The 21,446-nt window shown below is 73.5% G+C and carries 17 protein-coding genes; 12 read left to right on the forward strand and 5 right to left on the reverse strand.

The window, feature by feature from the left end; genetic code table 11:
- Positions 1-56: 56 nt before the first annotated feature.
- Positions 57-992 (reverse strand): AEC family transporter, encoded by a 936-nt coding sequence (locus AACH11_RS05875; RefSeq protein ID WP_341373259.1) that lies wholly within the window; start codon positions 990-992, stop codon positions 57-59.
- Positions 993-1,183: 191 nt separating this feature from the next.
- On the opposite strand from AACH11_RS05875, the gene AACH11_RS05880 reads away from it, so the two are divergent.
- From AACH11_RS05880 to AACH11_RS05895, 4 genes are all read left to right on the forward strand, one after another.
- The gene (locus AACH11_RS05880) at positions 1,184-2,191 is read left to right on the forward strand and encodes a tripartite tricarboxylate transporter substrate binding protein BugE (protein WP_341373260.1); all 1,008 of its coding nucleotides are present in this window, start codon (positions 1,184-1,186) and stop codon (positions 2,189-2,191) included.
- A gap of 21 nt (positions 2,192-2,212) precedes the next feature.
- Positions 2,213-3,178 carry a site-specific tyrosine recombinase XerD gene (gene xerD / locus AACH11_RS05885; RefSeq protein ID WP_341373261.1) on the forward strand — a complete coding sequence of 322 codons (966 nt, stop codon included), beginning with the start codon at positions 2,213-2,215 and terminating at the stop codon, positions 3,176-3,178.
- Positions 3,179-3,328: 150 nt separating this feature from the next.
- Entirely contained in the window at positions 3,329-4,492 is a 1,164-nt protein-coding gene (locus AACH11_RS05890; protein ID WP_341373262.1) for a GGDEF domain-containing protein, read from the forward strand.
- Positions 4,479-9,377, forward strand: a complete 4,899-nt coding sequence (locus AACH11_RS05895) for a CHASE domain-containing protein (protein ID WP_341373263.1) — start codon at positions 4,479-4,481, stop codon at positions 9,375-9,377. The genes AACH11_RS05890 and AACH11_RS05895 overlap by 14 nt, the downstream gene beginning before the upstream one ends.
- Before the next feature lie 41 nt (positions 9,378-9,418).
- Here the strand turns inward: AACH11_RS05895 and AACH11_RS05900 are convergent, their stop codons facing one another.
- The 4 genes from AACH11_RS05900 to AACH11_RS05915 all read right to left on the reverse strand — a co-directional run bounded on the left by AACH11_RS05900 (position 9,419) and on the right by AACH11_RS05915 (position 13,661).
- Complete coding sequence (locus AACH11_RS05900) at positions 9,419-11,785, reverse strand: CHASE2 domain-containing protein (RefSeq protein ID WP_341373264.1); 2,367 nt, start codon at positions 11,783-11,785, stop codon at positions 9,419-9,421.
- Positions 11,786-11,793: 8 nt separating this feature from the next.
- Positions 11,794-12,414 (reverse strand): OmpA family protein, encoded by a 621-nt coding sequence (locus AACH11_RS05905; protein WP_341373265.1) that lies wholly within the window; start codon positions 12,412-12,414, stop codon positions 11,794-11,796.
- Positions 12,411-12,947, reverse strand: a complete 537-nt coding sequence (locus AACH11_RS05910; RefSeq protein WP_341373266.1) for a FecR family protein — start codon at positions 12,945-12,947, stop codon at positions 12,411-12,413. Before AACH11_RS05910 ends, AACH11_RS05905 begins: the two co-directional genes overlap by 4 nt.
- 240 nt (positions 12,948-13,187) lie before the next feature.
- Positions 13,188-13,661, reverse strand: coding sequence for an Lrp/AsnC family transcriptional regulator (locus tag AACH11_RS05915; protein WP_341373267.1), 474 nt, complete (start codon positions 13,659-13,661; stop codon positions 13,188-13,190).
- A 284-nt stretch (positions 13,662-13,945) separates the two neighbouring features.
- Between AACH11_RS05915 and rocD the strand changes: the two genes are divergently transcribed.
- From rocD to AACH11_RS05955, 8 genes are all read left to right on the forward strand, one after another.
- Positions 13,946-15,157 (forward strand): ornithine--oxo-acid transaminase, encoded by a 1,212-nt coding sequence (rocD, locus tag AACH11_RS05920; RefSeq protein ID WP_341373300.1) that lies wholly within the window; start codon positions 13,946-13,948, stop codon positions 15,155-15,157.
- A gap of 197 nt (positions 15,158-15,354) precedes the next feature.
- Positions 15,355-16,134 (forward strand): ABC transporter substrate-binding protein, encoded by a 780-nt coding sequence (locus tag AACH11_RS05925; protein ID WP_341373268.1) that lies wholly within the window; start codon positions 15,355-15,357, stop codon positions 16,132-16,134.
- A gap of 138 nt (positions 16,135-16,272) precedes the next feature.
- Positions 16,273-17,061: an amino acid ABC transporter permease gene (locus tag AACH11_RS05930; protein WP_341373269.1), complete on the forward strand. Its 789-nt coding sequence runs from the start codon at positions 16,273-16,275 to the stop codon at positions 17,059-17,061.
- Positions 17,058-17,825, forward strand: a complete 768-nt coding sequence (locus AACH11_RS05935; RefSeq protein ID WP_341373270.1) for an amino acid ABC transporter ATP-binding protein — start codon at positions 17,058-17,060, stop codon at positions 17,823-17,825. Before AACH11_RS05930 ends, AACH11_RS05935 begins: the two co-directional genes overlap by 4 nt.
- 200 nt (positions 17,826-18,025) lie before the next feature.
- Positions 18,026-18,613, forward strand: coding sequence for a hypothetical protein (locus tag AACH11_RS05940; protein ID WP_341373271.1), 588 nt, complete (start codon positions 18,026-18,028; stop codon positions 18,611-18,613).
- Positions 18,614-18,618: 5 nt separating this feature from the next.
- Positions 18,619-19,050, forward strand: coding sequence for an HPr-rel-A system PqqD family peptide chaperone (locus AACH11_RS05945; protein ID WP_341373272.1), 432 nt, complete (start codon positions 18,619-18,621; stop codon positions 19,048-19,050).
- Positions 19,047-20,009: an HprK-related kinase A gene (locus AACH11_RS05950; protein WP_341373273.1), complete on the forward strand. Its 963-nt coding sequence runs from the start codon at positions 19,047-19,049 to the stop codon at positions 20,007-20,009. The genes AACH11_RS05945 and AACH11_RS05950 overlap by 4 nt, the downstream gene beginning before the upstream one ends.
- 48 nt (positions 20,010-20,057) lie before the next feature.
- Complete coding sequence (locus AACH11_RS05955; protein ID WP_341373274.1) at positions 20,058-21,356, forward strand: nucleotidyltransferase family protein; 1,299 nt, start codon at positions 20,058-20,060, stop codon at positions 21,354-21,356.
- The last annotated feature ends 90 nt before the right edge of the window (positions 21,357-21,446 follow it).

Here is a 21,446-nt window from a genome sequence, read left to right on the forward strand (position 1 = left end):
CGATTGTCGCCGCTCGCGACCAACCTGCTGGCGTCAGGGTCGATGCCGGTCCGGCATCAGGCGCCGGAGATCACGCCGTGCAGGGCCAGCGCGATCGGCAGGCCCGGCATCGCCAGCAGCGTGCTGAGGGTGACCAGACCGGCCGCATACGCGCCGTTGCCCCCCATGCGCGCGGCCAGCACATAGGCGCTGCTGGCGGTGGGCAGCGCACCGAAGATCACCAGCACCAGCTGCTGCTGGGCGTCCAGCCGGCCCCAGGGGCCGAGCACGGCGGCCGCCAGCGTGCCCAAGGCCAGGGCCCACAGCGGCAGCAGCGCGTGACGGATGGCCAGCAGCGCGCCGGCCAGGCGCGGCGCCTCGCGCAGTGCCCCCATCTGCAGCCCGGCACCGACCGCCATCAGGCCCAGCGGCAGCGCGGCCGCGCCGATGCGGCTGAGCGTGGTGGTGGCCAGCTCGGGCAGGCGCAGGCCCGAGAGGTTGAAGGCCAGGCCGGCGACGGTCGAGACGATCAGCGGGTTGCGCGCCAGCTCGCGCAGCAGGCCCTGGCCGCCGGCGCGTGCGAGCGGCCAGACGGCGGCCACGTTGCACACCGGCACGCACAGCGCGATCAGCAGCGCCATCCAGGCCAGGCCGGCACTGCCGGCCAGACGCTCGCACAGCGCCAGCCCGACGAAGCTGTTGAAGCGGAACGCGCACTGCGCGCCCGAGGCGTGCAGCAGCCGGTCGACGCCCGGCCAGCGCCCGCAGGCCAGCGCCATCAGCACGCCGAGGCCGACGATCGACAGCCCGGCCAGGCCGAAGCCGGCGGCCGGTCCGGGGTCGATCGGGCTGCGCGCGATCGCCTGGAACAGCAGGGCCGGGAACAGCAGGTAATACACCAGTTGCTCGGCACCGTTCCAGACCTTGCGGTCGAGCGCCGTGTGACGGCACAGCAGGTAGCCGAGGGCGATCAGCGCGAAATCGGGCAGCAGCAGCAAGGGGTCGGCACGCACGGCGCGCAGTGTGCCAGCCTCAGGGTTGATCCTGAGCCGTCATGCGTGCCCACGGCCTGTGCGGGCCTGCTGGCCAGCCCCTGGCTTTGGGCACAATGGTCCGCGACCCGGCCCCGTCGACCGGCCACGCCCTGCGGTGGGGTGGTGCACCACGATGGGCGCCGTTCGATGCCCTCGTCGGAGACCCGCGCATGATCCGTCCGCTGATGACCCGTCCGTCCCCTCTCGCGCGCCGCCGCTGGCTGGCGCTGTCGTGCGCCCTGCTGGGTGTGGCCGCGCCGCTGGCCGTGCAGGCCCAGGCCTGGCCGGTCAAGCCGGTGAAGCTGCAGGTGCCGTTCGCGCCCGGTGGCACGACGGACATCATCGCCCGCGTGGTGGCCGAGAGGCTGGGCGGCCCGCTGGGCCAGACGGTGGTGGTCGAGAACAAGGCCGGCGGTGGCGGCTCGGTCGGCGCCACCGAGACGGCGCGGGCCACGCCCGACGGCTACAGCCTGGGCATGGCCACCGTCAGCACCACCGCGGCCAACCCGGCGATCAACCCGAAGATCACCTACGACCCGCTGACCGACTTCACGCCCATCATCAACATCGCGGCCACGCCCAACGTGATCGTCGTGCACCCGAGCTTCCCGGCGCGCGACTACAAGGGCTTCGTGGCCGAGCTGAAGAAGAACCCTGGTCGCTACAGTTATGCCTCGTCGGGCACCGGCGGCATCGGCCACCTGCAGATGGAGCTCTACAAGAGCCTGTCCGGCGTCTTCGTCACCCACATTCCGTATCGCGGCGCGGGCCCTGCGCTCAACGACACGGTGGCCGGCCAGGTGCCGATCATGTTCGACAACCTGCCCTCGGCGCTGCCCTTCATCAAGGACGGCCGGCTGGTGCCCATCGTCGTCGCGTCGGCCGAGCGGGTCGCGGTCCTGCCGCAGGTGCCGACCTTCAAGGAGGTCGGTCTGGCGCCGGTCAACCGCATGGCCTACTACGGCATCATCGGCCCCAAGGGCCTGCCGCGCGAGGTGGTCGACAAGGTGTCGTCGGCGGTGCGCACCGCGGTCGCCCTGCCGGAGGTGAAGAAGCGCATCGAGGACACCGGCTCGGTGCTGGTGCTCAACAGCCCGGAGGCCTTCGCCGCGCAGATCAAGGCCGAGTACGCCGTCTACAAGGACGTCGTGGCGCGCAGGAAACTGTCGCTCGACTGACGGATCAGGAGCCTCCCGCCGATGCCGCGCCGCCCGCTGCTGCCCCTGGATGCGCCCGTGCTCAGTGCCGCGGACGGCGCGGGCCCCGGCCTGGCGCCGCGCAGCCGCTCGCTGATCGACCGTTTCGTCGATGCCCTGTGGATCGAGGATGGCCTGGCCAAGCTCACGCTGCAGGCCTACCGGCGGGATCTGACGCTGCTGGCGCACTGGCTGTCGGACCACGGCGGCCACACGCTGGACGAGGCCCGCGAGAGCGAGCTGCTGGCCTACATCGCCGCCCGCCATGCCGACAGCCGGGCCAGCAGCGCCAACCGGCGTCTGGCGGTGTTCAAGCGCTTCTACCGCTGGGCGCTGCGCGAGCATCTGGTGGCCGAGGATCCGACGCTGCGGCTGGAGAACGCGCGCATGCCGATGCGCGTGCCGCGCACGCTGTCCGAGGCCCAGGTCGAGGCGCTGCTGGCCGCGCCCGCCGTCGATGAGCCGCTGGGCCTGCGTGACCGCGCGATGCTGGAGCTGCTGTACGCCAGCGGCCTGCGGGTCAGCGAGCTGGTCGAGCTCGCCAGCGTGCGCCTGAGCCTGGACGAGGGCGTGGTGCGCGTGATCGGCAAGGGCGCCAAGGAGCGGCTGGTGCCCTTCGGCGGTGAGGCGTCGCAGTGGTTGCAGCGTTATCTGGCCGATGCCCGCAGCGTGATCCTCAAGGGCCGGCACAGCGATGCGCTGTTCGTCACCGCCCGCGGCAGCGCGATGACGCGGCAGATGTTCTGGACGCTGATCAAGCGCCATGCGCAGAAGGCCGGCATCCACGCGCCGCTGTCACCGCACACGCTGCGCCATGCCTTCGCCACCCATCTGCTGAACCACGGCGCGGACCTGCGGGCCGTCCAGCTGCTGCTGGGCCATGCCGACATCTCGACGACGACGATCTACACCCACGTCGCCCGCGAGCGCCTGCGGCAGTTGCACGAACGCCACCATCCGCGGGCCTGAGACCGCGGCTGGCCGGAAGCGGCCTGTCCGGCGCAGGGTGGATCAGGTCCTGATGCGCCCTCGGCCCTATACTGATCCATGAGCCGGAGGCCGGCGGCCACGGGGCGGTGTGGGTGGGCGCGGGTGGGTGGCTCTGCAGCCGGAGTCGCGATGCCCGACACCTTGATGTCCGGATCCCTGCCGCGGATCCTCGTCGTCGATGACGATGCCGTGATGTTGCGCACCTTGGCCGGCGTGCTGGCCGGTCACTACGACGTGGCGCTGGCGCGCAGCGCCGAACAGGCCTTGCCGCTGATCGCGGGCCATCCGCCCGATCTGCTGCTGCTGGATCTGCAGATGCCCGGCCTCGGTGGCGTCGGCCTGTGCCGCCTGCTGAAGTCCGATCCGGTGCTGCACGACCTGCCGGTGGTCTTCCTCACCGCCCATGCCGACGAGGCCACCGAGCTCGCGGGCCTGCAGGCCGGTGCGGCCGATTTCATCGCCAAGCCGCCGAGTGCGCCCGTGATGCTGGCGCGGCTGGGCAATCTGGTGCGCCTGCGCCGCCTGTCCGAGCGGCTGCAGGCCGAGGCCCGTTTCGACGGCCTGACGGGCCTGCGCAACCGCGCCCAGTTCGACCGTCTGCTGCGCACGGAATGGCTGCGCGCGCAGCGCGAGGGCCGGCCGCTGTCGCTGCTGCTGGCCGACATCGACCACTTCAAGGCCTACAACGACCATTGCGGCCATCCGGCCGGCGACCACGCCTTGCGTGAGGTCGCGCAGGTGCTGCGGCGTGCCGGCCGCCGGCCTGCCGATCAGGCCTGTCGTTATGGGGGTGAGGAATTCGCGCTGCTGCTGCCGCTGACCGATGCCGCCGGCGCGCGGCATGTCGGCCACGCGCTGCTGCAGGCGCTGCGCCAGCGTGCGCTGGCGCATCCAGCCTCGTCGGTCGGGCCGTGGATGACCCTGAGCATCGGCCTGGCCACCGTGCAGCCGCTGGGCCTGCCGGCCTTGCCGGCGGGCAGCGCGCCGGAGCTGCCGGTGGGCGCTGATCCTGCTGCCGTGGCCGCCGATCCCGCGGCCTCCGGCGGCCTCCTGCCCGATGCGGTCGAGCGCGGCGCGCTGGCGCTCGTCGAGGCCGCCGACCGGGCCTTGTACGCGGCCAAGCAGGCCGGCCGTGCGCAGGTCTGGCGGGTCGGGCTGGACGGGCAGCCCGAGCGGATCGAGGCCCTGCCGCCGTCTGCCGCACCGTCCGCCGCGCCGGCCCCCGCCGCGTCTGCAAACCCTGCGCCGCCGGCACCGAGCGACCGGGCCGGTGTGGCCGATGCCGCGGCGTGAAACACGCCTGGGCGCGGTCTCCGGGGCCGTGCTGGTGTCGGGTCTGCTGGTCAGTGGCGTGCTCGCGTGGCAGCAGCAACGCGACAACGAGGCCCGCATCGCCGCCGCCACCGCCGAGCGGGCCGCCCGCGTGGCCGCGCGCGTGCAGGCCCAGATCGAGCGCACGGTGCTCGGTCTGCGCGGCGCCCGGGGCTTTCTGCTCGGACGCGGGCTGACGCAGGTGCGGCCGGAGGACTTCGCGGCCTACATGCGCGGCCGTGACCTGTCCGGCGAGTTCCCTGGCGTGCTCGGCTTCGGCTACATCGCGCGGGTGCCCGCCGGCGGCGAGCGTGCGCTGGAGCAGCACATGCGCACCCATGGCGCGCCAGCGTTCACGATCACCGACTACCGGCCGCTGGAGGCCGGTCGGACGGAAGGCCCGCGGGAGCGCCATGTCGTGCTCTGGGCCGAGCCGGCGGCCGATGCCGGACGCGCGGTCGGCTGGGATCTGGCCACCGATGTGCTGCGTCAGGCCACGCTGCGGCGGGCGACCGATGTCCGGCGCGCGGTGCTGAGCCCGCCGCTGGAGCTGCGTCAGGCGCAACTGGAAGCCCCGCGCACGCTGCTGGTGCTGCTGCCGGTCGATGCGGCGGGCCTGGGCCACGGTCCGCCGCGGACGACCACCGAGGGGCCTGACATCGTCGGTTGGGTGTTCGCGCCGTTGCGCCTGCCCCAGCTCTTGACGGCGGTCGAGCTCGATGCCCAGCGCGTGCATCTGCAGCTCGAGGACGTGACCGACGCCGTTGTGCCGCAGGCGCCGCAGAGCGACGGCCTGTCCACCCAGCCCGTGGCCTTCCGCCTGCCGCCACCGCCGTCGGACACCCGGCTCGATGCCCGGCTGCAGGCCCGGCTGGAGCGCGAGGTGCTCGGCCGCCGCTGGCGGTTCACGCTGCATCCGCGTGCGGCGCTGGTGCAGTCGCTGAACCTGGTCGCGCCCTGGCAGGTCGGTGCCGCGGGCGCCGCGCTGTCGCTGCTGCTGGCCCTGCTGGCAGGGCTGCGCGCGGACCTGCGCCGGCGTGAGCAGCAGCTGCTGGACCAGCGCACGCGCCAGGCCCGTGAGGCCCGGGCCGATCTGCGGGCCGTGCTCGATGCGATCCCGTCGATGATCGGATCCTGGGATGCCCGCCTGCGCAACCGGTTCGCCAACCAGGCCTATGCCCGCTACTTCGACCGTACGCCCGAACAGATCGCCAGCATGACCTTGCCCGAGCTGCTGGGGCCGCGGCTGGCCGCGCTGAACCGGCCGTACATCGATGCCGTGCTGGCCGGCCAGGAGCAGCGCTTCGAGCGGGACATTCCGGTGCCCGGTGAGGTGGGGGTGGTGCGCCACACGCTGGCCCACTATCTGCCGCAGCGCGAGGGCGGCCAGGTGGTCGGCTTCTACGTGCTGGTGCATGACATCTCCGAGGTCAAGCGTGCGGCCCAGCGCCTGAGCGACATCCTGGAGGCGACCCAGGCCGGCACCTGGGAATGGAATCTGCAGACCGGGGCGGCCGTCTGCAACGAGCGCTGGGCCAGCCTGGCCGGGCGCTGTCTGGCCGACTTTCCGCTGCTGACCGTCGGGGTCGTGCGGGCCCTCGTGCATCCGGACGATCTGCCGCGCATGGACGCTCAACTGGCCCGTCATCTGGGCGGTATCCAGCCGAACTACGAATGCGATCTGCGGGTGCGTGAGGCCTCCGGCGGCTGGCGCTGGATGCACGACCGCGGCCGGGTCACCGCGCGCACGCCGGATGGCCAGCCGCTGTGGCTCAGCGGGACCCGTCGCGACATCACCGACCGCAAGCGCCAGGAAGAGGAGCTGCGGCGCAGCGAGGCCATGCTGGCGCGCACCGGGGCCATGGCCCAGGTCGGTGGCTGGGACATCGATCTGGACAGCGGGCTGATCATCTGGAGCGACGAGACCTGCCGCATCCACGGCCGCCCGCCCGGACACCGGCCGTCGATGGCCGAGGCCGTGGCCTACTACCCGGGCGAGGCCCGTCGCACCATCACCGAGGCGGTCGAGCGTGGCATCCGCGACGGCCGGGGCTGGGATCTGGTGCTGCCGCTCGATCGGGTCGACGGGCGCCGCATCTGGGTGCGGGCGATGGGCGAGCCGCTGCGGACCTCCGAGGCGCCGGATGCCCCGGTGCGTCGCCTGGTCGGCGCGTTCCAGGACGTGACGGCCAGCCAGGACACGGCCCGTGCGCTCGCGCAGGCCCGTGACGAGGCCGAGCGTTCGCGGGCCGTGCTGCATGCGGCCATCGACACCGTCGACGAGGCCTTCGTGCTGTTCGACCCCGCCGGCCGGCTGTTGCTGTGCAACGACCGCTATCGCGTCCTGCACGCGGACATCGCCGACCTGCTGCAGCCCGGCGTGCAGCGCGAGACGCTGTGGCGTGCGGCCGCCGAACGCGGCCTGCATCCGCAGGCCGTCGGCCGCATCGACGACTGGCTCGCGCACCGCCCGCTGCCGCGGCCGCAGGCGCCGGTGGTCGAGACGCTGGCCCTGTCCGATGGCCGGGTGCTGCGGGTGGTCGAGCGCCAGCTGCCCGATGGCCACAGCGGTGGCTTCAGCTTCGACATCACCGAGCTGACCCGGGCCCGCGAGGCCGCCGAAGCCGCGTCACGGGCCAAGAGTGCCTTCCTGGCCAACACCAGCCACGAGATCCGCACCCCGCTCAATGCCATCCTGGGCCTGGCCTGGCTGCTGGAAGGCGACGCCTTGCCGGCGGCCGCGCTCGAGCGGGCGCACAGCATCGGCCAGGCCGGCCGAGCCCTGCTGGCGCTGCTCGATGACGTGCTGGATCTCTCGCGCATCGAGTCCGGGCGCCTGGAGCTGGAGTCGCGCGCCTTCGATCTGCACCAGTTGCTGCGCGAGCTGATCACCCTGTTCGGTGGCGCGCAGCCGCGTGACGGGCTGCAGCTGCGCCTGGGCCCGCTGGACGCCGTGCCGCGCCGGGTGGTTGGCGATCCGCTGCGCTTGCGCCAGGTGCTGGCCAACCTGCTGGGCAACGCGCTGAAGTTCACCGCCGAGGGGGAGGTGGCACTGTCGGTGCAGTGCGAGCCGGTGCCGTGCGAGCTGGCGGCGGTGGAGGTGGAGGTGGAGGTGGAGGAGGCGGAGGCGGAGGGCCGCGCGGCGGCCGTCGCGCGCCTGGACTTCCGGGTGCGTGACACCGGCCCCGGCATCGATCCGGCGCTGCAGAGTCGCCTGTTCCAGCCCTTCGAGCAAGGGGACGTCAGCACCACCCGGCGCCATGGTGGCAGCGGGCTCGGTCTGGCCATCTGCGCGCAGCTGGTGGAGCTGATGGGCGGCGAGCTGCGGGTGGACAGCGTGCCGGGGCAGGGCGCGTGTTTCGGCTTCGCGCTGCGCTTGCCGGTCGATGCCGGGCCGGCGCTGTCGGCCGATGAGGCGGCGGGGCCGTCGGATGGGCCGGGGACGGCGGGGGGGCTGGTGGCGGGGCTGGTGGCGGAGGGGCCGGTGATCCAGGAGGCCCGGTCGCTGCCGGTGCGTCCGCCCGGTACCCGGCTGGCGGGCCTGCGGGTGCTGGTGACCGACGACCATGCGCTGAACCTGCGTGTGGCGGGCGAGGTGCTGCTGCGCGAGGGCGCGCAGGTGCTGACCGCCCGCAGTGGCGCGCAGACGCTGGCCCTGCTGGAGAGCGATCCGCTGCCGGTCGACGCGCTGCTGCTGGACCTGCAGATGCCGGATCTGGACGGCCCGGACGTCGCCCGCGCGCTGCGCCAGCGCCCGGCCTGCGCGACGCTGCCCATCATCGCCCTCAGCGCCGGCGTGCTGCCGGCCCAGCGCGAGGCCGCCCACGCGGCCGGCATGGACGCCTTCCTGCCCAAGCCGCTGGAGCCGGAACGCCTGATCCGTGAGCTGCTGCGCCGCACGCGCCGGTCCGGCGTGGCCGTCGCGGAGACCGGACACGAGGCCGATGCCGGGGGCGCAGCCGGAACCGACACCGACACCGACACGATCCGCCGCCTGCTGTGCGGTCTGCAGGGGCTGGATCCCCAGCAGGCGGCGGCGCCGCTGCGGGCGGACCCGGGGTTGCATCTGGAGATGGTGCGCCGTCTGGCCGACGACAGTCACGGCCTGTGCGACATGTCCGTGGCCGCGCTGCCGGCCCGGCTCCATGCCTTGCGTGGTGGCGCGGCCACGGTCGGGGCGTTCGGGCTGGCCGAGGCCGCTGCGGCGCTGGAACAGCGCCTGCGGTCGGCGGCAGCGGACCGGGCGGCGGCGCAGCGCGATCCGTCGGCTGCGGCCGGATCGGTCACCGGGGATGCGACCGGGGAGGCCACCCGGGAGGCCACCCGGGAGGCCGCCCGGGTGGCCTCCCAGGAAGCCATCGGCGAGGCCGCCGGGGCGATCTCCGATGCATCCCCCCGGGACACCCCCCGCGAGGCCACGGCGCCGTCCACCGGGCGGCCCGCCCCGCCAGCCTCCCCGCCGACCTCCCCGCCGGTGCCCGATCCCGCCACGCAGTCGGCCCTGCTGGCGCTGGACCACTGGCTGGCCGGCTGGCTCGCCGCCACGGCCCCTGCCGCGCAGGCCCGCTCCCGGGCGCGGGACGACGGTCTGCACCGGGCGATGCAGGCCGCGCGGGCCGAGGGCCGCGTGGCGGACCCCGCCCAGCTGCAGACGCTGATCGCGGCCTGCCGGGCGCACAACGCCCAGGCCGTGACGCTGTGTGCGGCGATGGCCGGCCCGCTGGGCCTGCATCTGGGCGAGGCGGGCATGCGGCGCCTGCAGCAGGCGCTCGACGATGTCGACTTTCCCCTGGCGGTGGCGGTGCTGGAGGCCGGGGGGGATCCGTCGGCGGCGGTGTCTGCACCGGCGTCCCCGTCCGCCGCCTGAATGCGACGCGACCCTGGCGCCCAGGAAGCGAGGCCCCGGGCCTAGTCCGGCCCGGCGGCCGCTGGCCGATCGTCATGCCGTGCGGTCTTGGATTCGACCCAGGCCACCAGGGGGCGGTCCTCGGCGTGGACGGTCAGCACGGCCCGCACGGCCGCCGCGCGGGAGGCATCGCCCACGTCGCGGGCCTGCAGCCAGTCCTGCCAGCGGTCGAGGCGCACGGCGGCGGCCGCCGCGGCGGCGGGGTCGGTGCTCGCGGGCAGCGGATGCCAGACCGGCAGCCAGGCCCCGCGCCCGCGCAGCTGCACCCGGCCCAGCGGCAGGCAGATGCGGTCCGGATCCAGGCCGTGGCGCGTCGCGTCGCCGATCAGCAGGCCGATGCGGTGCTCGCCGGCCAGGCCCTGCAGGCGGGCCGCACGGTTGACCGTGTCGCCCAGCACCGTGTAGGCCAGCCGATGGCGGCTGCCCATGTCGCCGACGATCACCGGCCCGCTGTCCACGCCGATGCTCAGGTCCAGCCGGGGCCAGCCGCGGGCCGCCAGCTCCTCCTGCAGCGCCGGCAGCGCCGCGCGCATCGCCAGCGCCGCATCGACGGCGTGCCGCGCGTGGCGGGGGTCGTCCAGCGGGGCGCCCCAGAAGGCCATCACCGCATCACCGATGTACTTGTCCAGCGTGCCGCCGTGCTGCCGGATGATGTCGGTCAGGCGCGAGAACAGCAGATGCATCATCGCGCCCAGCTCGCCCGGGGGCATGCGCTCGGCCAGACCGGTGAAGCCGCGCACGTCGGCGAACAGCACGCTGAGCTCGACCTGGCGGCTGCTCATCGTGTGGCGCTCCGGGTGCAGGCTCATGCGCTGCACGTGCTCGGGCGGCACGTACTGGCCGAACAAGGCCTGCAGCCGCTGGCGCGCGTGCTGCAGCGCCCGCAGCGACAGCGTCAGCCACAGCAGCAGCAGCAGCCCGGGCAGCAGCAACGCATCGACCACGGGCAGGACCCGATGCAGCTGCGCCCAGGCCCAGGCATGGACACCGACCCCGAGGCCGCAGACCGCCAGCGCCAGCGCACAGGAGCCGACGATGCCGACCCGCGGCAGCCACACCAGCAGCACCAGCCCGCCCAGCAGCAGCAGGCCGGCCTGTGCCAGGGGCGCCCAGGCCGGGGTGCTCAGGGTGCGGCCGTCCAGCAGCGCGGACAGCAGATGGGCGTGGATCAGCGTGCCGGGCAGGGCCGGCGCGATCACGGTCAGCCGTTGATCCAGCAGGCCGGGCGCCGTCACGCCCACCAGCACCAGGCGGCCGTGCAGGCTGCCTGCCGGCAAGCGGCCCTCCAGCACGTCGGCGGCGGAGATGCGGGTGAAGGCGGCGTCGGCGGCGCGGTAGGGGATCCAGACCCGCGCCTGGGGATCGACCGGCCATCGCCCGGTGGCCGCCGGGCGGCCCTGCAGGGCGAGGGCGGCGGGCTGCTGCTCGGCGTCCAGCGTCAGGGTCAGGCCGGGACGCTCCGGCCGTGCCGCGTCCGGGGGCGTGGTTGCCGTGGCTGCCGTGGTGCTCGTCGATGCCGGGGCGGCCGGGTCGTCGAGCGGGCGGTCGAGGGCCTCCAGCATGGCCAGCGCCAGCGTCGGATGGACCTGGCGGCCACTGCGCCACAGCAGCGCCATGCGGCGCAGCATGCCGTCCTCGTCGAGCTCGCCGTTGAGCACACCCACGCCGCGGCCGGCGGACTGCGCCAGGCGCGGCGCGAGGCCGCCGTGACCCGGCCAGTCCGGCAGGGCCGCGTGCAGGCCGGCCGACGAGCCGCCCGGCACGTGCAGCCGCACGCCCGGCGGCAGCTGGCCGATGCGCTCCGCGCCCGGTCCTGCGCTCAGATGGACCCCGGCGACCACCGGCCCGTCGCGCAGCGCGGCCGCCAGCCGCACATCGCCCTCGAAGGCCTGGCGCAGGGGCTCCAGCCGCTTCAGCTCATCGGGCGCCAGCGACCGCGGGCCGTGGGTGAGGGCCTGCCACAGCGGGGCCAACGGCGCGTGCTCGGCCTCGGCCAGCACCACGTCGAGCCCGATCAGGGCCGCCTGCTGCGGGCCGCCCAGGTGCTCGATCAGCTCGGCCAGGCGGGTGCGTGGCCACGGCCATCGACCCTGGCTGGCCAGCGCCCGCTCGTCGATCTCGACCAGCACGATGCGCGGGTCGGGCTCGCGTGGCGCGTGCGCCAGCAGATGCCGGTCCTGCCAGGCATGCTCCAGCCGGTCCAGCAGCGGCGAGTGCCAGCGCTGCAGCGCGTGGGCCATCAGCAGCAGCAGCAGGGCGCCGCCGATCAGCCGCAGCATCCAGGCCGGACTCAGCGGCCTGCGCCGCCGGGGCGGATCGGCCTCCTGCAGGTCGGGCGGGCCGGAGGTGGGCGCGTCAGCCGGGCCCATGGGCCGGTTCAGCGCAACTTGATCTCGACGCGGCGGTTGCGCGGCTCCGCCACCCCGTCGGCGGTGGGATACGCCAGCGCCCGCTTGCCGCGGCCGAGGGTCGTGATCAGGCGGGCATCGACGCCCGCCTCGATCAGGATGCCGCGCACGCGCTCGGCGCGCTGCAGCGACAGCCGGTCGTTGTCCTCGACCGTGCCCACCGCATCGGTGTGGCCGGTGACGATGATCTCGGGCGCCGGCAAGGTGGCCAGCCAGGCCCGCATGCCCTGCAGCTCGATCAGCGACTCCGGCGTCAGATCGGTGCCCGCGCCGCTGAACTGCACCGTGAACTCCCGCGGCCGGGCCGGCAGCACCGGTTCCAGGTCCGGATAGTCGCGGAGCACGCTCTGCGCCGAGGTGGCCTGCGGGTGCAGGCCGCGCAGGTGCTGGTTCTCGACCGTCGCGTAGGCGCGGTCCAGCCGCACCCGGTCTTCCGGCGCGTCGATGCGCGAGACCTCGACGACGCCGACGCGGCCTTGCCCGTCGGGCAACAGCACCACGCGGTCCTGTACGGCACAGGCGCTGGCCAGGATGCTGGCCAGGATCAGGATGACGCCACGCGTCAGACGGGGCAGGACGGTCGGGTTCATGGCGTGAGCACGCGGGAGTCGATGATGAAGTCCGTGCCGCGCACGCCGAGCACGACGCTGCGGGTCTGGATCTGCACGGCCTCGGGCCGTCGCTTGGCCACCAGGCCGCTGACCACCCGCAGCGTGCCGTGCCACAGCCGCAGCAGGATGCTGCCCTCGTGCGTGGTGGCATCGAACACCACCTGGTCGAGCACCAGCAGGCTGTTCGGTCCGGCGGCCAGCAGCGTGTCGTCGGTCAGGGTGATGCCGATCAGGCCGTCGTCGTGCGTGCGCAGCACGTCGCCGGGATACAGGACCAGCCCGGGCGCGAGGCCGCTTAGGGTCTGTCCGTCACGGACGAGGCTGACGCCGCCCTTGAGCGACTTCAGGATGCCGGCCGGACGCAGGGCCGGGGCTTCGGCCGACGCCGCCACCGTGGCGGACGCGGCGGCGTCGGCCGGTGGGGCCGCACGGGCCGGCAGGACAGCGCACAGGGCGACGCACACGGCGACGGCCCGCAGCGCAGGATTCCAGGAGCGGACGGCAGATCTCATGACCGGACGCGACCGTGGCGGAACGGCCGCAAGCGAGGTTGGGGGGCGGAGCACGGTGAGGTGGCGGCGGGCGCGGCGCTGGACGCCGGGGGATCTCCGGCCGGGCGCGGCAGGCGCCAGAGCCCCTCGGTCGGGGGTTGCGTCCTGCGGCCCGCATGTTATCGCCGTGACGCTGATGATGGCCGTCAGCGTGCATCGGTGGCGACGCCGCAGCCGTCGAGCACCGGCCCGTGGCCGCTTTCAGCCACCGTCGACCGGGCAGGGCGCCGCCGGCTTGATCTCCTCCAGACAGATCATCGAGCGCACGTCCTGCACGCCCTCGGTCTGCATCAGCTGGTCGGTCAGGAAGGTCGACAGCGCCTTCAGGTCGCTGGCGACGACCTTCAGCAGGTAGTCGTTGTCGCCCGACACCGCATGGCATTCGAGCACCTGGGCGAAGCTGCGCAGCACCGCCTCCAGCTCCCGCACCCGGGCGAAGGCGTGGGCGGCGATGTTCAGGCTGACATAGGCCCGCACGCCGTAGCCCAGCCGCTCGGGCGGCACCAGCGCGCGGTAGCCGGTGATCACGCCGCGTTCCTCCAGCGCGCGCACCCGCCGCAGGCACTGCGGCGCCGACAGGTGCACGCGCGCGGCCAGCTCCACGTTGCTGAGGCGGCCCTCGGCCTGCAGGGCCTGCAGGATCTTGCGATCGATGGCGTCAAGTGTGCTGGTCACGATGATTTTCGGGGATGTGATGCAGGATTGTTGCGCTGATCGCGCCAGGATCGCATCAAGTGGACATCCGATTTCGTGCCGGCAGGCCTAGCATCGGACCCAGGCCCGGCCCCCACGAGGCGAGCCCTTGTGCCCGAGTCCGCCGACCGCGGCATCCCGCGGCGGGTCCCCACCGGAGAGTCCTCATGAATGTCCGTCCCGACACCGCGCCGTCCTCCTCCGTGCGTCCGCTGCCGGTCCCGTCCGACCGGCCCGCACCGTCCGGCCTGCCGGCGGTCGCGCCGATGACCGATCCCGTCGCCCAGGAGCGGCGTTGGGGGGCACGCAACTACCACCCGCTGCCCGCGGTGATGAGCCGCGGCGAGGGCTGCTGGCTCTGGGATACCGCCGGCCGGCGCTACCTCGACATGATGTCGGCCTACTCGGCGGTGAGCTTCGGCCATGGCCATCCGGTGCTGGTGGCCGCACTGACCCGGCAGGCCCAGACCCTGGCCGTGACGTCGCGCGCGGTCCACACCGATGGCCTGGGGCCCTTCCTGGAGCGGCTGTGCACGCTCACCGGCATGGACCGCGCACTGCCGATGAACAGCGGCGCCGAGGCCGTCGAGACCGCGTTGAAGGCCGCCCGCAAGTGGGGCTACCGGGTCAAGGGCATCGCCGAGGGGCGCGCGCGCATCCTGGTGGCCGCCGGCAACTTCGCCGGCCGCACGACCACCATCATCAGTTTCTCCTCGGAGGCCCAGTACCGCGACGGCTTCGGCCCCTACACGCCGGGCTTCGATGCCGTGCCCTATGGCGACGCCGCCGCGCTGGAGGCCGCGATCACGCCCGAGACCTGCGCCTTCGTCGTCGAGCCGGTGCAGGGCGAGGCCGGCATCATCGTGCCGCCGCGCGGCTATCTGGCGGCCGTGCGCGAGATCTGCACCCGCCGCGGCGTGCTGCTGATCTGCGACGAGGTGCAGACCGGGCTCGGCCGCACCGGCGCCCGCCTGGCCTGCGACCACGAAGGCGTCAAGCCCGACGGGCTGACGCTGGGCAAGGCGCTCGGCGGCGGCCTGCTGCCGGTCAGCGCCTTCCTGGCCAGCGAGCGCCTGATGGCCCAGTTCGAGCCGGGCGACCATGGCAGCACCTTCGGCGGCAACCCGCTGGCCGCGGCGGTGGGGCTGGCCGCGCTGGATCTGCTGGAGCACGAGCAACTGGCCGCCCGTGCGGCCGTCAGCGGCGCGCACCTGATGGCCCGCCTGCGCGCGCTGGCGGCGCGGCAGCCGGCGATCACGTCCGTGCGCGGTCTGGGCCTGCTGGTGGGCGTCGAGCTCGATGCGGCGCGGGTGGACGCACGCACCGCCTGCGAAGCCCTGCTCGACGAGGGCGTGCTGAGCAAGGACACCCATCGCACCGTGCTGCGTTTCGCGCCGCCGCTGACCATCACGATCGAGCAGATCGACCAGGCGGTCGAGGCGCTGGAGCGCGCGCTGCTGCGGGTCGTGCGGCACTGACGATCCGGCCCCGGTCGGGGTGTGCGGGCCTGCGGACCGTCGTCCGGCGCAGGGCTCTTCAGGGCGGGGTCGGGTCCGTCGCGCTGGGCATGGCATGCCGATTGCTGTAGCGTCGGACCTCCGGCCACGCGCCCCTTGCGGGCGCCGTGGCGCTCCGGCGGCGCCGTCGCCGCCCACCCCGCCAGGATGCCCTGCCCATGAAGACCGTCCCGCTGCTGAAGTCCGCTGCCCTTGCCGTCGCCGCCACGCTGGCCTTCGTGTCCGCCGCCCAGGCCCGCACCGTCGAGGCGATCAAGAAGGACGGCAAGATCGTCATCGCCACCGAGGGCCAGTTCGCCCCGTTCAACTTCTACCAGGGCAAGCAGCTGACCGGCTTCGAGGTCGAGGTGGCCGAGGCCATCGCCGCCAGGATGGGCCTCAAGGTCGAATGGAAGGCGATGGGCTTCGACGCCCTGCTGGCCGGCCTGAAGGGCGACCGCTGGGACATGGTCATCGCCTCGCACGGCATCACCGAGGAGCGGGCCAAGGCGGTGACCTTCGCCGATCCGCACTACTGCACCGGCGGTGTCGTCGTCAGCAAGGGCGGGGCGCTGAAGTCGGCGGCCGACCTGAAGGACAAGGTGGTCTCGGTGCAGACCGGCACGACCTACCTGGAAAACGTCAAGAAGGTGGCCGGCGTCAAGCAGGTCAAGAACTTCCCGCAGGACACCGATGCCCGCGCCGCACTGGCCAGCGGCCGCGTCGACGCCTGGGTCAGCGACAAGTTCGTCGCGCTGGAGGCCCTCGGCAAGAACCCGGGCGATGGCCTGAAGATCGGCGACTTCCTGTTCGTCGAGCGCATCGCCTCGGCCGTGGCCAAGGGCAACACCGGTCTGGCCGGCGAGATCAACAAGGCGCTGGCCGCCATCCAGGCCGACGGCAGCTACGCCAGGATCAGCGAGAAGTACTTCAAGCAGGACATCCGCTGCGCGAAGTGAGCCACCGGTGATGTGCAGTGCTGAGAGCGGCCGCGCGGCGGCCGTGTGGGTGGCGGCGTGGGCGGTCGTCCGTCCGTGTGCCGGGGGTGACGGGCGGATTTCCGTCCGCCGCGTGACATCCACCGAGCGGAGCCGGCCATGCAGGCGCTGATGGCGGTCTGGCCGGCGGGCTGGAACCGCCAGCAGCGCAGCAGCGCCACGATGGCGCTGGCGGTGGTGCTGATGCTGGCCGTGCTGTGGTGGTTGCCCGTGCCGCTGGCCTGGGCGCCGGCACCGATCGGCGAGCATGCCGAGCTGTTCGCCGAAGGCACGCGGGTGACGGTCGAGCTGACGGTGGTGGCCGGCCTGGTCGGCATCGTGCTGGGGCTGCTGGCCGCGCTCGGCAAGCTCTCGCGTTTCGGCCTGCTGCGCGCGCTGTGCGGGTTCTACATCTGGGTGATGCGCGGCACGCCGCTGCTGGTGCAGGTGCTGTTCGTCTACTTCGCGCTGCCTGAACTGGTGCCCGGGCTGAGCCTGTCGGAGTTCTCGGCCGCGGTGGTGGCGCTGGCGCTCAACGTCGGGGCCTACAACGCCGAGGCGATCCGCGCCGGCCTGCTGGCGGTGCCGCGCGGGCAGCTGGAGGCGGCCACCGCCCTCGGCCTGTCGAAGTGGCACACCTTCATCGACGTCAGCTTTCCGCAGGCCTTCAAGATCGCGCTGCCGCCGCTGGTCAACAACATCGTCGCGCTGCTCAAGGACTCGTCGCTGGCCTTCACCATCGGCGTGGTCGAGCTCACCAATGCCGGCTCGCAGGTCAAGAGCACCTCGTTCCAGGCGGTGCCGGTGTTCATCACCACCGCCATCCTCTATCTGCTGCTGACGACCGTGATGACGCTGTTCTCCGACGCCGTCGAGCGCCGCTACGACATCGAGGGCAAGCTGAAGTGAACCGCGACCGTCCCGCCGCAGCGGCTGCGGCCGCACCGCTGATCCGTGTCGAGGGCGTGCACAAGCGCTTCGGCGCCCACCACGTGCTCAAGGGCGTCAGCGTCGATGTCCAGGCCGGCCAGGTGGCCGTCATCCTGGGCGCCTCCGGCTCGGGCAAGAGCACGCTGCTGCGCATGCTCAACCGGCTGGAGACGCACGACGAGGGCCGCATCACCGTCGACGGCATCGAGGTCGGCGACGAACCGCGGGCGCTCGAACGTCTGCGGGCCGAGGTCGGCATGGTGTTCCAGCAGTTCAACCTGTTTCCGCACCTGACGGTGCTGGAGAACGTGATGCTGGCGCCGCGCCGCGTGCGCCGGCTCGACCGGCCGGCGGCCGAGACGCGTGCCAAGGAGCTGCTGGAGCGCGTCGGCCTGTCCGCCCATCTTCACAAGCATCCGTTCCAGCTCTCGGGCGGCCAGCAGCAGCGCGTGGCCATCGCGCGCAGCCTGGCCATGCAGCCCAAGGTCATGTTGTTCGACGAGCCGACCTCGGCCCTCGATCCCGAGATGGTCAAGGAGGTGCTCGACGTGATGAAGGGCCTGGCGCGCAGCGGCATGACCATGCTGGTGGTGACTCACGAGATGGGCTTCGCCCGCGAGGTCGCCGACCGGGTGCTGTTCATCGACCAGGGCCGGCTGGCGGCCGATGCCCCGCCGGCCGATTTCTTCGGTGCACCGGCCAATGAGCGGATCCGCCTCTTCCTCGGCCTGATGGCTCACTGACTGCGCCACGCCGCCCGGACGCTGCCGGCCGGCGGCGTGATGGCTTGCGCACTGACCCACCCTGAACATGGGGGGTGGCCGCGGACGCGGGCTGCGGCGCTGACATCGATTCAAGGTAACGTCCGCGCATTGCCTCGGGGCGTACCGGCAGGGAGACCGGACAGGCGCGCCCCGCGAACCGCCGCAGTAGAAAGCTCGTCATGAACGATCACCAGCCTTCCCCTTCCGTCGCCGACACCGCCGAGGGCGTCGATGCCCGCAGGGCCGCGCTGTTGGCCCGCCGTCGCGTGCTGCTCAAGGGCCTCGGTCGCAGCGCTGCCGTGGCCGCTGCCGGCGTGTCGGTCAGCAGTTTCGCCGTGCCGTCGGGCACGCTGCTGGTGACCAGCCCGAACAACACCATGTGCAGCCAGTCGGGCCAGCAGTCGCTGGTCCATTCGGGCGCGCCGGGTTCGCGCACCACCTGCCAGGGCCATCGCCCGGCCTACTACATCGACGGCAGCGGCAACCCGGCCAACTGGCCGGCCAGCTACAACGCCAGCCTGACCGTCGGCGCGCTGCTGGGGGCCTCGGGCAACTCGACCACCGACGCCAAGCTGGTCACCACCGTGCTGGCCACCGAAGGCACCACTGATCTGGCCTACTGGATCGCCGCCGCCTTCAACAGCATCGTCGACACCGGCGTCTTCCCGTACACGCTGGCCCAGGTGCAGACCCAGTACGCGCAGTACCGCGCTGGCCAGACCGGTCTGATCGGCCTGTACCGCACCTTCCTGTCCTCGCTGGGCTGAGCCCGATGACGGCCGCTGCGGCCGCCGGATCGCTGGACACCGCCACACCGGCCTGGGGCCTGGCGCCACGGGTGTCCCTGCAGTGGCGTCAGCTCGACGAGGTCGACTGGGTCGTCTTCGAGCCCGGGGCCGGTCAGATGCATGCGCTCGATCCTCTGGCCGCGGCCGTGCTGACGCTGGTCGAGGCCGGCTCCGGCGACGAGCCTCAGCTGCTGGCCGAGCTGCAGAGCCACTGGCCGGGCCAGGACCGGGTCCCCGATGCCGCCGCGCTGCAGCCGCTGCTGGACCAGACGCTGCAGGCGCTGGCCGCCGCCGGTCTGATCGCACCTGGTCCGGGCCCCGTCGCTGCGCCGCTGGCCGCTGTCGTGGCCACCGGTGCCGTACCGGCCGCCGGGCCTGACCCCTCTGCCGTGGCACTGCCGCCCGGATCTCCATGACCGTTCCCGATCCGCGGCCTGCTGGCGCACCGGTGGCCGGCAGCGTCGCCACGCTCGGCCTCGACGGCGTGCGTGGCCGGCTGCAGGGCCAGGGCCTGCGCCTGCGCACCGGCCCCTTCGTCTTCCATCTGCGCTCGCCACATCCGGGCGTTGCGGCCGGCGTGGCCCGGCTCTACGCCGACAACCCGCTGGCCGACACGGCCGACTACGCCGACTTCGACGTCACCATCGATCACGGCCGCGGCTGGCGCCGCTGGATCAGGCCGCAGGCGCGCTTCCTGCAGGATGGCGCGCCGGTCTACGAGCCGCTGCCGTCCACCCATGCACTGCCGATGCTGGAGTGGGCGATGAACGCCAGCATCTCGACCCGTGCGCACCACTACCTGGTGCTGCATGCGGCCGTGATCGAGCGCGAGGGCCTGTGCGCGATCCTGCCGGCCCCTCCGGGCTCGGGCAAAAGCACGCTGTGTGCAGGGCTCATCCACGCCGGCTGGCGCCTGCTGTCCGACGAGCTGACGCTGCTGTCGCTCGACGGTGAGCTGACGGTCACACCGCTGTGTCGCCCGGTGAGCCTGAAGAACGCGTCGATCGACATCATCAAGGCCTGGGCGCCGCAGGCGGTGTTCAGCGCCACCGCCCAGGGCACGGCCAAGGGCGATGTCGCCCACATGAAGGCGCCGCGCGAGGCGCTGGCCCGCGTGGCGGAGCCGGCGCGCCCGCGCTGGGTGGTGTTCCCGCGCTGGCAGGCCGGTGCGGCCCCCGAGCTCAGCGTGCGACCCCGTGGTACCAGCATGCTGGAGCTGGCGCGCAATGCCTTCAACTACATGATGCTGGGCGAGACCGGCTACCAGCGTCTGGCCGATCTGGTGAGCCAGTGCGATTGCGTGGATTTCCGCTACGCCCGGCTGGACGATGCGGTCGACACCTTTGACGCGATGCTGCGGCGGGCCCGTGGCTGATGCCGCCGTGCCGGCCGGTGCACCGATCCCGGGCAGAATGCGGCGCCGATGAGTCTGGACCTTACCGTCGGCGTGGCCGACCGCCGCGGCGATCTGCTCAGCGGGCTGTGGCAGCCCGCGGCCCGTTTCCCGCACGCGCTGGATGCCGATGGCTGGCATGCGCTGCTCGCCCAGGCGCGGGCGGCCCAGCTGCTGCCCCGGCTGGCGCAGCGGCTGGGCGAGCTGGCACGCCAGGAGGCCGGCGAGGGCCTACCGCCAGCCGCCGTGGCCGCGGCGCCCACCCGGGCGGCGGTCGATGCTCCGGGCGCCGCTGCGCGGGTGGCGGGTCAGGCCGTCGCCGATCTGCAGGCCGTGCCGCCGGGCCCGCGTGCCTACCTGCTGAGCGCCAGCTTCCTGGTGCGCCGCCAGGAGCAGGGCGTGATGTGGGAGCTGGTGCAGCTGCAGCAGGCACTGGCCGGCCTGGGCACGCGGCTGGTGCTGCTCAAGGGGGCGGCCTACCTGGCCGCCGGTCTGGCGGCGGCACGCGACCGCACCTTCGGCGACATCGACATCCTGCTGGCGGCCGAAGGTCTGACCGAGGCCGAGACCGCGCTGGCAGCCGCCGGCTGGATCGCCGCCGAGCGCGATCCGTACAACCAGCGCTACTACCGCCAGTGGATGCACGAGCTGCCGCCGCTGGAGCACATCCAGCGCGGCACCGCGCTCGACGTGCACCACACCATCACGCCGCCGACCTCGGCCTGGCGGGTCGACGGCCGCCGGCTGCTGGAGGCCGCGGTGCCCTTGCCGCCACTGGCCCCGGGCCTGCCGCCGCTGTACATGCTGCAGCCGGTGGACATGGTGCTGCACAGCGCGACCCATCTGTTCGGCGAGGGCGAGTTCGACCACGGTCTGCGCGACCTGCTGGACCTGCGCGCCCTGATCGGCCATTTCGAGACCGTCGACAGCGGCTTCTGGCCGCAGCTGCTGCAGCGTGCGCGCGCGCTCGGCCTGGGCGTGCCGCTGTGGCATGCGCTGGATCAGCTGCAGCGGCTGTTCGGGCGCGAGGTCCCGGCCGCACAGCGTGCGGCGGTGCACGCGCTGCGCCCGCCGGCCTGGCGCCGGCTGCCCTTGCGCGCGCTGCTGGCCGTCGGCCTGCGGCCGCACCATCCGAGCGCACGCGGCCAGGGCGAGGGCCTGGCCCGCTGGCTGCTGTACGTGCGCTCGCACGCGCTGCGCATGCCGCTGCGGCTGCTGCTGCCGCACCTGCTGCGCAAGGCCTGGATGCAGCGCTTCGGCGAGACGGCGGCCGAGACCGGACAGCCCGCGGCGGACGCGCACGAGACCGCGCGGGACCGCCAGGTCTGACTCGGACGGGCGAGCGGGCAGGCGGGCGCTGCGCCGGTCCCGCTGCCGGCGTCGTGCCGTGACCGCTGGCGTGGTCCGCGGCCCGCGGCG

Origin of the sequence: Pseudaquabacterium rugosum, from assembly GCF_038066575.1 — a bacterium.
Taxonomy (GTDB): Bacteria; Pseudomonadota; Gammaproteobacteria; order Burkholderiales; family Burkholderiaceae_C; genus Pseudaquabacterium; species Pseudaquabacterium rugosum.